Genomic DNA, 14,636 nt, shown 5'->3' with positions numbered 1-14,636 from the left:
TTTTGTTGATTCTGAGTCTTCCACAACACAATCGATTACATCTTGTTCTGGGAATGTTGCCTCGCCCCTCGCTATTGGAGAGCCGAATGCGTTTTACACCCATTTACTATTTTGGCACTAACCTTAACGATCAACAGAGGGTGTGATGAAAGCGCGACTTCGGCTTTCGACACAATTTCTCTAATGATTACGTCACAAAGTTGTTCCAACTAAATTTGGTTTTGGGTATTACTGGGGGCTAGACGTTGCGACAAGCTTTGGTACAGTGCTTCTGGCACTGATGCATGTAGCGATCGCCCTAGTCGATTTTTTTTTTGAGCTGCTTGTAAGCAACTCGTTTCTGGACAAATATAGGCAGAACGCCCCATGCCCTGATCCAATTGTACCTTTCCATCGGGAAAGACGCGGACAATCCGCCAAAACTCATCTTTTGAGCCTACTTTACGGCAACTAATACAGCGCCGATAATTTGGTTTCATCGGTTCTTTGCGATCTCAGTCCAGGATTTTGGGTGTAAAAAGAAGTTTATTATTACTATTTTTTACTTATACCAAATAGCTTTTGAGAAAATTATCCTTAAGACTGAGACTACAATCTACAGTATCAAAACTTTACAAAATTAATCAATTATTCATCATCGTTATTGTCAAAACTATCCTCCTCTTCTAATTCGTTCTGATTTTCATCCTCGAATTCTTCTTCATATTCAAGATCGTCTTCTTCTGATTGCTCTGATTGATATTTTGTTCTGACGGCTGCAAACTTAGTATCCTCTGCTGCATAGTCATACTTAGCTTTGTCTTTAATGTCTATTTTCCAACCAGTCAGACGGGCTGCCAAACGGACGTTTTGCCCTTCCTTACCAATGGCCAAACTCAATTGATCTTCAGCTACAAGTACGTGAGTTTGCCTCGATTCTGGGTCCATTAGGCGTACTTCATCCACCCGTGCTGGACTTAAGGCATTAGCAATGTATGTTGCTGGGTCTGGCGACCAGCGAATTACATCTATTTTTTCACCACGTAATTCGTTGACTACCACTTGAATTCGCGATCCCCTGGCTCCAATACAAGCGCCTACTGGGTCTACATCGCGATCGAGAGTATCTACTGCTATTTTAGTCCGGGGGCCGACATAACGGGAAGGTGGGTTTGCCTCCCTAGCTACGGCAACAATCCGTACCACTTCATCTTCAATTTCTGGGACTTCATTGGCGAAAAGATAAACTACCAAACCAGCATCAGCACGAGACACAAGCAACTGTGGCCCTCGTTGCTGACCTTGGGAAACTTTTTTCAGATATACCTTGAAGGTGGCATTTGCCCGATAATTATCGTTGGGCAGCTGTTCCCGCTTCGGTAATTCGGCTTCTACTTCTGGCTGACCAAAGCCGCTGCTAACTGCCAAAACCACTGATTGCCGCTCAAACCGCAGGACTCTTGCTTGGAGAACAGTTCCTTCTAAATCTTGGAACTCTTCTTGCACCATCTGGCGCTGTTGATCCCGTAATTTTTGCGCCAATACTTGCTTAGTTTGCATCGCCGCCATCCGACCAAATTCTCCTTGGTCGGGGGTAACATCCAGCACTACAGAGTCGCCTAACTGCGCTTCGGGAGCGACTTGTTGAACTTCGTCTAGGGAAATTTGATGGTCTGTATTATCTACTTCTTCAACAATGGTTTTGGTGGAAAGAACGCGAAATCCTTCTCCTTCAATATCGAGTTCTACTTCAAAATTTTCAAAATAATCTTCGTCAAACTGTTTGCGCTCTAAATTTTGGGCGCGGCGATAGCGTTCATAGCCTTTGAGTAGTGCTTCTCTAATAGCTGATTGAACTGCAAGCCGGGGTAAATTCCGTTCGCGACTTATACTTTCAATTAATTCTTTTAATCCAGGTAAAGTAACCATTGACATAAGCAATCTCCTTTAAAAATTAGGGAGTGGAGAGAGATGCGATTAATCGCGCCTCTACTGAGTGGGGACTAGAGACTAGGGACTGAAAACTACGCACTAGAGCCAGGGATTAGAGAATAGCTTTAAACTAATCTCTAACCTCTAGCCTCTAACCTTTAGCCCTTAGTTCCTAATCTTTAGCCTTGAGCTAAGGTGCTCTAGTCTCTAACTCTTGAGCCATAGCCCTTTGTTTATCGGCGCTCCTCTAACTGCACCTTAGTAATTAGGGAGCGGGGAATTTCGACTACACGACCTTTTTGGTTTAAGTAAAGTGCTGTCTCATCCCGACGAATCAACAGACCAATCCACTCTTGTTGTCCGTCGTAGGGGGGCGTTGTGGAGATAATGACAGGAAATCCTTTAAAGGAAATAAACTCCCTGTCTGTTACCAGTTGCCGCGAAATACCAGGACTAGACACTTCCAAGACGTATGTATCTGGAACGATTTCCGCAGCATCTAAGGAGGCTTCTAAAGCACGGCTCATCCTCTCACAATCGTTCAACCCAGTGTCTTGCTCAGGATTGCGAATGTCTACCCGCAACACTGGTGGATTTTGGTTGGTGTGAAAAACCACGCCAACCACTTCCAAGCCCAGTTCTTCTGCTACTGGTGTCGCCAAATCAATAATTTGTGGAACTAAAGGATGAGCCATGAGAGAATTCAATAAAAAAAGTGGGCATCGACCCACTTCCTGCGATAGGTATATCTTCCAAGAAGTCTTGTGACGAACCAAATGATGATTCGCCTAATTCGAGTTTAGCGCATTTCTTTTATAGTCGTGTATTGGGAATTGGGCATTACATTAGGAGTTAAGAGTTAGGAGTTAGAAGTTAAGAGTTTTGTTTACCCCCTTGTCACCTTGTCTCCCCTGCACCTCTGCTCTCCCTACCCTTCTCGTATTTTTGGGAGAGTAGCGCCTTTATCCACTACCACGGGAACAGATACTTGTGTTCGTAGCTGCCGGGTTTGCTCGATAATTTGGTCTATGTCTTCTTGGGATAAACGCTGGACGTAGTTGAGTTTGATTTCCTCTAAGAAGTCAAAAAGTAAACTCTGAATTTCTGAGAGTACATGTTTTTCCTTGATTTGAGATCCCAATACCTTGGTGAAGCTTTCTATTAGTTGACTGGTGAGTTTTGCTCCTACAGGGTCTTCAACAGCGCTAATTAAAGTTTTATAAAGATTAGTTGTGATTTGAGTCGCCAGTTGTTCGCTTAATTGGGTTTGAGCCTGTCCCACGCCAGGGAGATTCTGGAGGTTGCGGTAGACGGGGACTTGATGGAAGACGGTTTCGATGTTGTGGCGCAGAATGGCAACGATCGCAGGTTGGATATCAGGTAGCACTTGGTAGACAATTGTTTTTACCAAAAGACCTGCGATCGCTTCTACTTCATTCACATTATTAATATCTATGTAGGGACGTAAATTTTCTTGTTGGGAGAGCCAGCTTGTTAACTCACCCCGCTGAATTGAACCCTGAACCTGATTAATCACCCTCACCACGACAATTTCTGTGAGTTCTTCCGCAAAATTGGCGACAATCCCCTGATTAATTTGCTTTCGCACTGGATGCAGATTGAATAACTGCGCTTGATCGAGGCGAATTAATACAGGTATGATTCGCAACCCTCGCCAAAATGGCAGTAGTAAAAATAAATCGTACCAACGCCACAATAGTGCTTCTAACCAGCTAAAACCAGGATGTTGGCGTTTGAGCAAGAAGGTACGCCCCAGCAATTCTACGCCAAATAAAATTACAAAGGGTAAGTCAATAAGCCAGAATTTATCAATAAAATCGCCATTTTCCCCGATTTGGCGGTAGTAGTTACTGGCGATCAAAGGGCGGATGCTCTTGTTAAAAAAATTAATTTCTTCAAGCCAGCCATTTTGTGATAAGTGCGGCTGACTCCAAAAAGTAGCGAAGGACTGTTTTGCAGATTCTTTGCGGATGTGCGATCGCATCCTTTGTTTGATTTTTTCCAGCGTCCCACTCTTATTAGCTCCCGCAAACGGGTTACTGTCAATCATCTCGCTACTAAGACGACTTATTTGTATTAATTTGCCATTTACTTGAGGCGACTGTAACCCTGTTTGTCTAACTTCTTCTTCTAATGCGTCTACTGTTTTCAGATAGTTTTCTGTGTCTCGATGGGCTTCAATACCTTTTATCGGGTCATAAATCTTAGTAATTTGGGGAACTTTTCGCAAGTAGAAATCTCGCCAAGGTACGTAACTTAAATCAAACAACACTAAACTTAAATTTACGGTGGCAGTAATTGCCATAAATCTTTCAAACCAAAGATTACGCTGCTTAGAAGATTTTACATTTTTCATTTTTTTGTAATATATAATACCTGTTTGGGTATTTAAAATATAAACTCTTTCATTTATTAATTTTCGCCCCTTTCTAGTCGAGTAGACCTCAATAGAAGGGCACATCTGTCATGGGCGTCAACTTCAGCCCAAACCAAAACCCCTTTAAAACCTTTTTTCCAACCATAGGCTAGAAATACTCTTGATTGCAGCATAGCCACAGGTAAAGAGACACAGACTACCTTTTATTTTAAGTTGACACAAATGCTCAGATGTGCATTACACAGCAACTTAGTGTTGAAAAGGTGTATTCGATTCAAATGATCAGATCGCTGCTGTACCTCTACCAATACAAGATGCTTCTTTTGATAGATGACATAAATTATTTTTTAATTACGGAGTTAAATTTAACAAAAAAAAATCACAATTTGTTCAAAATTCATTAAATAATCGTGAAAAAAGTTATTAAACAAACTTAAAATGCAGCTGTTAACGTTTACAATCCTGCTGATTTAACCCAAAGGAGTTTTTAAGTATGTGGTGTGGGTTTGGAAAATCAAGCGCAACCTTTGCTGTTACTTGCCTGATGACTGCTAGTTTGGTAATTGCAGACACAGGTTTTGCAGCCCCTCAAAAAAGTTATACGCCCCAGCAATTCCGTGAGGTATTGCGGGGATTAGGCTATAACGTCAAGGTAACAAATACTGCTTTGACGGATGAGGAAACTAAAAAGGCAATTCGAGAATTTCAGACTGGTTATAAGCTAAAACCAGTTGATGGCATTGCAGGGCCAAAAACCCAAGATTTTGCTGCTAACATCGTTCAAATTCTGCACAGAAATTTGAATGCAGTGGTAAAACCAAATCCTCCCTTGCCGCGCGATCATTTTTATGGTTCCCGCACGGAAGAAGTGGTGAAGGAGTATCAGAAGAAATATCAGTTGCAAGAAACTGGAATTGCTAATTTAGCACTCCGCCAAAAGCTGAATGAAGAAGCAAAGACACTCTTCAGCCAGCCGACAACTAAACCAACAACTAAGCCGACAGCTAAACCAACAGCTAAACCGACAGCTAAACCAACAGCGACACCAACAGCGACACCAACAGCGACACCGACAGCGACACCAACAGCGACACCGACAGCGACACCAACAGCGACACCGACAGCGACACCAACAGCGACACCAACAGCGACACCAACAGCTACACCAACAGCTACACCAACAGCTACACCCTAGCCCCCATAAAAAACTCTTACCCCAAAACTAGCCCCTCAGGTCATCTGATTTGGTTCTTCTAAGGGTCTGCCCTTGGGTGTAGGTAGAATTGGACGGAGATCGTTGTAAGGCATAGGAATGTACTGCACGCTGGGTCGTCCTCCTTGTGGCTGTGGGTACAGATCCATGAGATCATAAATAGAATGGGGCAGTCCGACGGTTACGGGCAGCCCCATTTCTGTTGCTTCTTCAATAGTGATGGGATAGTCGTGGGTGACGCGCCCAGTTGTCAAGGCTTCGATAATCGGTTCAATATTTTCTGGCAGAACTTTTTGTTTAGGTATACTGTCTTTTAGCAAAGTTCGTACAAATCGCTGTACCTGCTGAATTGCTTTGCGTGATAAATCGGCCATAATTAGAGTTTGGTCATCAATCTCACTGATGGGTTTATCTTCAACCACTTTCAGGATACTGGCTGCGGGGTAATTACCCAGTTGGGGATCAACTGGCCCTAAGACAGCGTTAGCATCCATAATAATTTCATCAGAGGCGATCGCAAGCATTGTACCGCCACTCATAGCATAGTGGGGTACAAAGACTGTGACTTTTGCTTGGTGGCGAATTAATGCTCTGGCGATTTGTTCTGTAGCCAAAACCAAACCACCAGGAGTGTGCAAAATTAAGTCAATCGGTACATCTGGCGGTGTGAGGCGAATTGCTCGCAATATTTGTTCTGAGTCTTCAATAGTAATGTAGCGAGATAGGGGAATTCCCAAAAAGCTAATGGACTCTTGACGGTGAATCAGCAAAATCACCCGACTTTTGCGTTCCTGCTGGAATTGTTGTAAAGCACGCAAGCGCCGATATTCTATTTGACGTTTTTGCCAAAGGGGTTGTAAAGAAGTCAGAAGGAGGAAAATCCAGAATAAATCACCAATACCAAAGCCCATATAATTTATTTTTGTTCAAAAATAACGGTTGCCGTCATTATTGTCACAAATTTGGGGCGATCGCAGTTCTATCTGTAGATTTATAGAAAAATTACGAATTATTTACTACCCCCTTCGCCAAATTTTAATAGTGTCGTCATCACTACCGCTAACTAGGGTTTGGCCATCGGGACTAAAGGCAACGCATCTAACATAGTTGGAATGCCCTGTAAGTGTACTGATTTCTGTACCACTGTGTATGTGCCACAGTTTGATAGTGTTGTCCCAACTGCCACTAGCGAGAAATTGTCCATCCTGACTAAAGGCGACTGACCAAACTGAATCAGAGTGACCTGTGAGAGTACGAATTTCTCTGCCTGTATTTACATGCCACAGTTTAATCGTGTTGTCACCACTGCCACTAGCGATAATTTCCCCATTTTTGCTGAAGGCGATACAGTTGACAAAGAAAGAATGGCCTGTGAGTGTGTAAATGTTTCTGCCTGTGTATATTTGCCACAGTTTAATGGTGTAATCATTACTGCCACTAGCCACTAGTTGTCTATCCTGGCTATTGGTTGCAAGCGTTCTTGGAGAGTAAGCAACTGACGAAACTGGGTCGGAATGACCTGTGAAAGTTTGGATTTCTATGCCTGTGTGTACCTGCCACAGTTTAATTGTGCAGTCAGCACTGCCACTAGCTAGAAACTTGCCATCTGGACTAAAAGTAACGGAATTCACCCAATTAGCATGACCAGTGAGAGTGCGAATTTCTTTACCCGTCTTGACATCCCACAATTTGATTGTATTATCCCAACTCCCGCTAGCTAAGATTCCTCGGTTCAGGTCTGCAACTCCCGCAGATTTGCCGGATTCGCCTTGATAAGAAAGGTTTGAAGAGATTGGGCTAAAGGCGACGGAATGAACCATACTGGAATGACTAGAAGACCAACGACCCAGTTGACGCACTAACTTACCAGTACCGACTTGCCAAAGTTTGATGGTCTTGTCATTACTGCCACTAGCAATAAATTGTCCGTCTGGGCTAATGGCGATCGCATGAACCATACTAGAATGACCTTTGAGGGTCTGTATACATTGCCAGTTCTGCCGATCTAATACAACAGGTACAGGTATAGTTAATTTCACTCTAGGTGTTATCACTAGAGTAGATGATATTTTAGTTATATCTTCCCCAGTATCAGGGCCCAATAAATCTAACCACTCCTGCACAGACTGGGGACGATACGTTGACTCCAGATCCATGCCGCACATAATAGCCTGATTTACCCTGTTGCTGATGTTGGGATTAAAATATTGTGGTGGTTCTAAATTAATATTGTGACGTCTATCATCTGCACTAGTTGGTACAACTGCGGTAAGCAAGTTATACAAAGTAGCGGCTAGGGCGTAAATATCAATGTATTCTCCTCGCGGCGCTTCTGATTCATACTGTTCAGGTGGGGCAAAACCAGGAGTACGATACACTGTATGCCTTTGGATCATATTAGGAACAAATTCTCTAGCGATGCCAAAGTCTATCAGCACTGCTTCTAATTTATCAATGCGGATCATTATGTTGCGTGGTTTGAGATCCCGATGCAACAGTCCTTTAGAATGGATTAGGGTCAAAGCATCGCCAATTTGCCGGATGTACAGTAGTGCTTCTGCCTCTGATAGCACCCCTATTCGCCTCAAGCGCTGTGCTAAGTCTTCCCCTTCGATGTAATCCATCACCATGCAGGGCAAATTCCCCTCATCAAAGATGGTTTCTATCTGTACTATATGAGGATGGTGGCACACAGCCAGCCGAACTGCTTCATCACGAAAGTCTTGCCGTAACTTGTTTCGGTGGAGTATCCAGGCGGGGTGATTCAGGATTTCTTCTTTGAGGGTTTTAATCACTCGCTGTTGATTTCGTTGATTTCTGGCAAGATAAGTAATGCCAATTCCGCCTTCACCTAATTGGCCTTCAATAATGTAGCGTCCCCCGAATAAAGACTTTCCTGCATTCCACACCATTAGTAATATTTGACAATTGCTGGTATTTATTTTGGCAAGGTATCAGAACAGCCAACACGAATTTTTGGGAATTCCATTTGAATCGCTGTCGTAGCTTTTTTGCATATAGCTTACTTAGAGAACATTTTCATTAACCTCAATAATTACTAATAGTATAAAGTTTGGATATACCCTCATAGTTTTGGCTAAACCATGCCTTTACATGAAAATATGAAAGTTGATTGCTCATGTTAGAGTAAACAGTGACTTTAGACATATTTGTTCATAATAATTTGACTTGTAGGTAATCTAAGATTATGCTAAAGAATCTCAATTTGAAACAAAAATTTACAATTCTGCTACTGGTAATTTTGACATTTGGTCTGAGCTTGAGTGGATTTACTCTTTCTTCTCTACTGAGGGAGAATGCCAAACAAGATGTTAGCTCAACTGGTCTCATGCTGATCCAAACAATGAGTTCTGTTCGTAAATACACCAGTACTCAAGTGAATCCAAAGCTAGTTGATAAATTGGCTACTGAATTTTTGCCGCAAACTGTGCCTGGATACTCAGCACGAGAGGTGTTTGAAATTTTACGGGAAACAACAGACTACCGTGATTTCTTTTATAAAGAAGCAACTCTCAATCCCACAAATCTTCGGGATAAGGCTGACGGTTTTGAGACGGAAATTGTAAAACAGTTCAGAAATAAACCAGACCTTAAAGAAGTTAGTGGATTTCGTTCAATTCCTGGAGGGGATATCTTTTATATTGCTCGTCCCTTAGCAGTTTCTGAACAAAGTTGTCTGGTCTGTCATAGTGTACCTGAAGCTGCACCTCAAAGTATGATTAGTCTTTATGGTGCTGCTAATGGATTTGGGTGGAAGCTTAATGAAATTGTTGGCGCTCAGATTATATCAGTACCTGCAAAGAATGTCATCAGCAAAGCCAATCAGTCTTCCTTAGTAATTATCTTGATTGTATCAGCTATATTTATAGCCACTATTCTGTTAGTCAACTTGTTCTTGAATCGACAAGTTGTTCTTCCTCTCAAACGCATGACTCGCATAGCCGAAGAAGTTAGTACGGGACATATGGAAGTTGAATTTGAGCAGATGTCTAATGATGAAATTGGTAATTTAGCTAAAGCCTTTAAACGGATGCAGTTAAGTTTAGAAATGGCAATGAAAAGAATCAAACGTACTCAAGGAGGTACAAGCGATTACAATAATTCGTAATGATGCTCTCTGCAAGATGCTGCGTTTATTAGGTTGCTTCCCCCCAGGGTTACGTGGACTAGCTACCGCTGCGCTAACGTCATAACGTTTTGTAGAAGACGTTGCATGTAGCTTTGCCAAAAAACCTTGTTACTTTTATTAGCTCTCTTGACTTCAACTTACAGAATTAGTTAAGAGATAAAAAATTATTCCTCAATTTCATGATGTCTAAATCTCTATGAAAATAAGCTTTTTTTGAATTCAAAAGCTGCTTGAAAGTTAGGAATTTCCTTAGTTACAAGTTCAATAAATTGGTCAGCTGAAATATAAGGATTGTGAGCTAGTATTTCTTCTATAATCAGATTTGCCATTGGACCGATGTGGTAGGCTAATTCTTGCTGGCAATGTTTGATAAATGCTGGTTGGAGTGAGGATTGTTGTTGCTGTTGTTCAATTCGCCGCCCATTTTGTGGACTAGTCGGTGAACTAAAAATTGTTTCTTCAGATTGGTTATATGACTGCGATATGGCTGACATAGCCTGAAATTCAGGGTTAAATACCGTGGCTGGCAAATCATCAACCATGATTGCAGAAGATATTGCTATTTCTGGTTCTCCAATACGCTCTAAATCTCTAAGAACTTCGCTGGCTGTTTGGTATCGCTTATTAGGTCTATCTTCCAACATACAATCAAGTACTTGAGCAAACCCATCAGTAACATAGGTATAATCACGCCAGTTCCATTCAAGTGAGTATTGATCCATTAGTAAAGATGGATCTCTAGCAGTGAGTAATACAATAGCAGTTACACCCAAAGCATAAAGATCGCTAGAGGGTGAACATAAACCCAAACTAATCTGTTCGCGGGGAGCATATCCAACTTTGCCTACAAGGGACATTTTGCCAACAAACGTTATTTGGTGGTTGGAACTTCTCCCCTCGTTAATATCAGCAATTTGCTTGCCTACCCCGAAATCAATCAGCACTGGCAGATCCTTGCCATCGGGTAACATGATGTTGTCTGGAGAAATATCTCGATGGATAATATTGTGCTGATGGACATATTCCAAAACAGGCAGCAGATTCTTTAGCCACTGTATAACTTCGTCTTCAGAAAAATTTCTTCCTTGACGTTGAAGTTCTCCTAGCAGTCTTGAATATGTTTTACCGTCAACATACTCTTGTACTAAAAATAGCCGGCCATCTCCTTCAAAGCAAGCCAAAAACTTGGGAATTTGAGGATGTTGCAATTGATGAAGAATTTTTGCTTCTCTTTTAAATAAGTTACGATATTGTTCCAGTCCACTTTCGCCGGTGCCAATGGGTGCAAATTCTTTGAGAACACAGGCTTCATTAAACCGACGAGTGTCAAATGCTAAGTAAGTTCGTCCCAATCCTCCCTGTCCTAGAAGTTTTTGGATAATATAGCGGTTATCGATTAGAGTTCCAGCAGCTATTTCTGGTCTTGTCATAGGGGACTGTGACATCATCATCGCACTCCTAGCGATTTTGTTATTGATAAATTATCTAATTTGCTGAAAGTCAGAAACTCTAGCAGATAAAGGCTGATAACATCCTTTAAATTGAGGTTAGCATCACTATCGAGACAAGGAAATACACTTTTCTACAATTTTCTGATGGTCTTGTGTTACCAAATAGACAATTTTAACCTGGGTAGTTAGCTCGTACTACTCATACTTAAGTATTTTAGCCGCCGCCACATAATCAGTGTCTGCGGTAATATCTGCAAATGTTCAAGGCATCGCCTTTGAGATTTGCTGCTGAACCTTATTTTCCCCTTAGTAACCCAATTGAAACTGAGTTGAGGAACAGTAAGGATATAGCGTGACATCATGATTTTTCATAAAAACTGAGGTTTGCTATAGACTTGCCGAAAGGAATATTATATGTATTTCAAGTGCTAAATATGCGATCGCTCTCAAAAATTAATCTTTATGGGAGCCAATATCGTTATCAGATAGCTGCTTCGGTATCAGCTATCAAAGTTTTTAGTGCAGGTAACTCTTCAAAAGCAGAAAATCATACTGCGTATCAGAAAAGACTTGTAAAGCTACAAGAATTCATCTAGTTCATCAGGATTCACGCCTAACTGACGCAAACGTTCTGTTAATTGTTCTACTTTTCCTTTGGCTTGAGCAACTTCTTGTTCCGCAATGATAGCTCGTTCAGTTGCAGCAGCGGCTTCCTCTGTGGGTTCAGGAATTAATTCTCCTGTCAAAGTGAACCACCTTAACCACAACCTTTCAATATCTCGAAATGAACCTTGCCATCAATCGTAATCAACCTATTGCGTAGGCGTAGCCCGTCGTAGACATCGCAGTTAGTAAATCCTCATCTTGCCTAACAACCAATATGGTTCAGTTAAGGCTAAAACTCTTTATCAAAGTCAATTTTTTTAACGAACCGCAGAGGCACAGAGGGAACAGAGAGAGGAAAACAATGCTTAACTGAACCGTATTGGCCTAACAACTGGTATTCAGCACTACTTAATTATTTGTGAGAAACAAAATCCCCGAATTCTCAAAGAAGTCGGGGATCTATGGCTTTCAATTTTTCCTAAAATAAGTCATCACATCTCTGGTTCAATCCCTGCCGCCCGCAATTGTGCTGCTAGTCGTTCAGCACGTTGACGTTCTTGTTCGGTGCGTTGGCGTTCTTGTGCGGCTAATTCTGTTCCCCAAGGTAAAAGGTTTCCTTGTTCATCCCACCACCTTAACCACTTTCCTGTGCGGTTTTCACGAGTACCTTGCGACACTCCAAGGTAAAGATTGATTTCGGCTATCCAATAGCGTTGATTTTCATCAGGCTCTTGCAAAATGTACTGTTCTGTGGTTAAGCGATACATCTCTAAACTGCCGCTATCTGGCTCAAAAATAATGTAGTTTGGTACTTTTAAGATGCGCTCATAGAAAAACCATTTTCCTGGGGGATATGTCGCTTTGATAGAATACTCTGTCTCCTGTGTATCAGAAATAAATTCCATCACAATTACGGGAATGTCACCCTGTAATTGAGGTGTATAACTGCGTGTTACTTCTTCTCTACTAACATTAATTTTGGCAATGAAAGCCCAATCAGGGGCTTTAATGACCATTTTGTTGTTTAGAGTGGCACAAATACCGTAATTAGTTGTTGTTAAGGTGTTAGCTGAAATTTTTCCGGCTAATTGTAGGCTTTCTGTGAGTGCAGCAGCTAAGGCTGGTTGGTTGATGTTATCCACTGGATCGTCAGGGAGTTTGTAATCATCAGGTAGTTTTTCCCAAGTGATTTTGTAGTCTTGGGTGAGGGTTGTCATGGTGGATTGTCCTTTGGGGTGTAAAAGGGACTGTTGAGTTAGGAGTTAGGAGTGAAGAGTTAGGAGTTATTCCCCCTCATCTCCTTCATCTCCCCCGTTATCCTTACTGATCTTCATCGGGTTCTAAATCGTCGGCTGTCAATTCCTGATGCGGGATGGCGGCGATAATTGCATCTATGACTTTAGAGACTGGTAATATCTCAATATTTAAATCGGGGAATTTTGTCCCTTTGGGCACGATCGCTCTTTTAAATCCCAACTTAGCAGCTTCTTTTAACCGCAGTTCCATTTGGGAAACCGATCGCACTTGTCCACCTAAGCCAACTTCACCGATTAATACTGTACCGGGATCGACAATGCGATCGCGGAAACTAGCGACAATTGCGATCGCAATTCCCAAATCTACTGCCGGTTCTTCCACATTCAACCCACCCGCAGACGCAACGTAAGAATCTAACTTCGACATGGGAATTCCCACCCGTTTTTCTAAGACGGCGAGAATTTGTACCAAGCGGTTGTAATCTACACCAGTACCAGCACGACGGGGTGAGGGGTAGCTGGTAGGACTCACTAAAGCTTGCAATTCCACGACAATCGGGCGAGTACCTTCGCAAGCAACCACAATTGCCGTACCTGGCGCTGGATCGTCACGGTTGCCTAAAAATAGCTCTGAGGGGTTGGAGACTTCTCGCAATCCATCTGTCACCATTTCAAAGATGCCGATTTCGTGAGTTGCGCCGAAGCGGTTTTTCACTGTCCGTAATAACCGATGGGAAGCAAAGCGATCGCCTTCAAAATACAACACTGTATCGACTAAATGTTCTAAAACTTTAGGCCCCGCGATCGCTCCTTCTTTAGTAACGTGTCCCACAATCAGCATGGTGACATCTTCGTGCTTCGCCACCTTCATCAGTGCTGCTGTACATTCCCGTACCTGAGCGACTGAACCTGGTGCAGAAGTCAGCGCTGGAAAAAACACCGTTTGGATACTATCAATCACCGCCACATTTGGCTTGAGAGAATCTATTTCCCGTAAAATTTCTTCTAAATCTGTTTCTGGCAGTACATATAAATCTGCACCTATACTGTCAGGGTCTATGGGTAATGTAGGATCTACTACTACTGTTACCTTCTCCTCATTAACCACACTTAGGGGTTTTGATACTCCCAAACGGGAAGCTCGTAATTTTACCTGCTGTCCCGATTCTTCGCCAGTTACGTAAAGGATGCGGTATTTCTGCGCTAATTGATTAGATACTTGCAACAATAAAGTCGATTTACCAATACCTGGATCGCCACCAATCAGCACCATAGAGCCAGGGACAACCCCACCTCCAAGCACTCGATCTAATTCCCCATAACCAGACTCCCAGCGAGCGATTTGGCGATCGGTAATTTGGTCGAATGTTAAAGAGGCTCGCGCTTTAGCTGGTTTATTATGAGATTTGCCATTGCCTTGAGCGGATTGCCAACTACTTACCCCCCCTCGACTGGGTACATCTACTGAGGATTGAATCGAAATTTGTTCTTCTAGAGAGTTGTAAGTGCCGCAAGCTGGACACTTACCAAACCACTGGGGCGATTCTGCTCCACATTCGTTACAAGTGAAAAAGGTTTTTGGCTTTGCCATTCTTAAATCTTATTAAATAATCTTAATATTTACTTAATTCTTGAAAAAAACTAGAAACTA

11 protein-coding genes and 1 pseudogene are annotated in these 14,636 nt (G+C 42.3%); 2 read left to right on the top strand and 10 right to left on the bottom strand.

Going from position 1 to position 14,636, the window contains the following annotated elements; genetic code table 11:
- Nucleotides 1-209 precede the first annotated feature (209 nt).
- From RMX69_RS11070 to RMX69_RS11055, 4 genes are all read right to left on the bottom strand, one after another.
- On the bottom strand, nt 210-479 hold the full coding sequence (locus RMX69_RS11070) for a YlxR family protein (RefSeq protein ID WP_289796853.1): 270 nt from the start codon (nt 477-479) through the stop codon (nt 210-212).
- Between the two features lie 148 nt (nt 480-627).
- Nucleotides 628-1,914 carry a transcription termination factor NusA gene (gene nusA / locus RMX69_RS11065; RefSeq protein WP_322637495.1) on the bottom strand — a complete coding sequence of 429 codons (1,287 nt, stop codon included), beginning with the start codon at nt 1,912-1,914 and terminating at the stop codon, nt 628-630.
- 230 nt (nt 1,915-2,144) lie between these two features.
- On the bottom strand, nt 2,145-2,606 hold the full coding sequence (gene rimP / locus RMX69_RS11060; RefSeq protein WP_322637494.1) for a ribosome maturation factor RimP: 462 nt from the start codon (nt 2,604-2,606) through the stop codon (nt 2,145-2,147).
- A gap of 233 nt (nt 2,607-2,839) precedes the next feature.
- The gene (locus tag RMX69_RS11055; RefSeq protein WP_322637493.1) at nt 2,840-4,288 is read right to left on the bottom strand and encodes a hypothetical protein; all 1,449 of its coding nucleotides are present in this window, start codon (nt 4,286-4,288) and stop codon (nt 2,840-2,842) included.
- A gap of 514 nt (nt 4,289-4,802) precedes the next feature.
- Between RMX69_RS11055 and RMX69_RS11050 the strand changes: the two genes are divergently transcribed.
- Nucleotides 4,803-5,504 carry a peptidoglycan-binding protein gene (locus RMX69_RS11050; RefSeq protein WP_322637492.1) on the top strand — a complete coding sequence of 234 codons (702 nt, stop codon included), beginning with the start codon at nt 4,803-4,805 and terminating at the stop codon, nt 5,502-5,504.
- Nucleotides 5,505-5,539: 35 nt separating this feature from the next.
- Here RMX69_RS11050 and RMX69_RS11045 read toward each other — a convergent pair whose 3' ends face one another.
- Nucleotides 5,540-6,433 (bottom strand): SDH family Clp fold serine proteinase, encoded by an 894-nt coding sequence (locus RMX69_RS11045; RefSeq protein ID WP_289796848.1) that lies wholly within the window; start codon nt 6,431-6,433, stop codon nt 5,540-5,542.
- Nucleotides 6,434-6,538: 105 nt separating this feature from the next.
- Nucleotides 6,539-8,434, bottom strand: coding sequence for a serine/threonine-protein kinase (locus RMX69_RS11040; protein WP_289796847.1), 1,896 nt, complete (start codon nt 8,432-8,434; stop codon nt 6,539-6,541).
- Between the two features lie 296 nt (nt 8,435-8,730).
- Here RMX69_RS11040 and RMX69_RS11035 point away from each other — a divergent pair, with 296 nt between their 5' ends.
- Nucleotides 8,731-9,651: a Tll0287-like domain-containing protein gene (locus tag RMX69_RS11035; RefSeq protein WP_322637491.1), complete on the top strand. Its 921-nt coding sequence runs from the start codon at nt 8,731-8,733 to the stop codon at nt 9,649-9,651.
- 215 nt (nt 9,652-9,866) lie between these two features.
- Here RMX69_RS11035 and RMX69_RS11030 read toward each other — a convergent pair whose 3' ends face one another.
- From RMX69_RS11030 to radA, 4 genes and pseudogenes are all read right to left on the bottom strand, one after another.
- On the bottom strand, nt 9,867-11,117 hold the full coding sequence (locus RMX69_RS11030) for a serine/threonine-protein kinase (RefSeq protein WP_322637579.1): 1,251 nt from the start codon (nt 11,115-11,117) through the stop codon (nt 9,867-9,869).
- Between the two features lie 584 nt (nt 11,118-11,701).
- Nucleotides 11,702-11,920: pseudogene (locus RMX69_RS11025) on the bottom strand (Uma2 family endonuclease); the annotation flags it as partial.
- A 300-nt stretch (nt 11,921-12,220) separates the two neighbouring features.
- Entirely contained in the window at nt 12,221-12,946 is a 726-nt protein-coding gene (locus RMX69_RS11020) for a Uma2 family endonuclease (RefSeq protein ID WP_322637490.1), read from the bottom strand.
- Nucleotides 12,947-13,049: 103 nt separating this feature from the next.
- Nucleotides 13,050-14,576 (bottom strand): DNA repair protein RadA, encoded by a 1,527-nt coding sequence (radA, locus tag RMX69_RS11015; protein ID WP_289796833.1) that lies wholly within the window; start codon nt 14,574-14,576, stop codon nt 13,050-13,052.
- Between the last annotated feature and the right edge of the window lie 60 nt (nt 14,577-14,636).

This window comes from Nostoc sp. EspVER01, from assembly GCF_034530635.1.
GTDB lineage: Bacteria > Cyanobacteriota > Cyanobacteriia > Cyanobacteriales > Nostocaceae > Nostoc.
Note: the sequence above shows the minus strand (reverse complement) of the source record. Positions and strands in the feature narration are given on the sequence as shown.

Bases quoted from the DNA above. Each gene is read 5' to 3' on its own strand.
- RMX69_RS11070 (WP_289796853.1), bottom strand. From the start codon at position 479: ATGAAACCAAATTATCGGCGCTGTATTAGTTGCCGTAAAGTAGGCTCA.
- nusA (WP_322637495.1), bottom strand. From the start codon at position 1,914: ATGTCAATGGTTACTTTACCTGGATTAAAAGAATTAATTGAAAGTATA.
- rimP (WP_322637494.1), bottom strand. From the start codon at position 2,606: ATGGCTCATCCTTTAGTTCCACAAATTATTGATTTGGCGACACCAGTA.
- RMX69_RS11055 (WP_322637493.1), bottom strand. From the start codon at position 4,288: ATGAAAAATGTAAAATCTTCTAAGCAGCGTAATCTTTGGTTTGAAAGA.
- RMX69_RS11050 (WP_322637492.1), top strand. From the start codon at position 4,803: ATGTGGTGTGGGTTTGGAAAATCAAGCGCAACCTTTGCTGTTACTTGC.
- RMX69_RS11045 (WP_289796848.1), bottom strand. From the start codon at position 6,433: ATGGGCTTTGGTATTGGTGATTTATTCTGGATTTTCCTCCTTCTGACT.
- RMX69_RS11040 (WP_289796847.1), bottom strand. From the start codon at position 8,434: ATGGTGTGGAATGCAGGAAAGTCTTTATTCGGGGGACGCTACATTATT.
- RMX69_RS11035 (WP_322637491.1), top strand. From the start codon at position 8,731: ATGCTAAAGAATCTCAATTTGAAACAAAAATTTACAATTCTGCTACTG.
- RMX69_RS11030 (WP_322637579.1), bottom strand. From the start codon at position 11,117: ATGTCACAGTCCCCTATGACAAGACCAGAAATAGCTGCTGGAACTCTA.
- RMX69_RS11020 (WP_322637490.1), bottom strand. From the start codon at position 12,946: ATGACAACCCTCACCCAAGACTACAAAATCACTTGGGAAAAACTACCT.
- radA (WP_289796833.1), bottom strand. From the start codon at position 14,576: ATGGCAAAGCCAAAAACCTTTTTCACTTGTAACGAATGTGGAGCAGAA.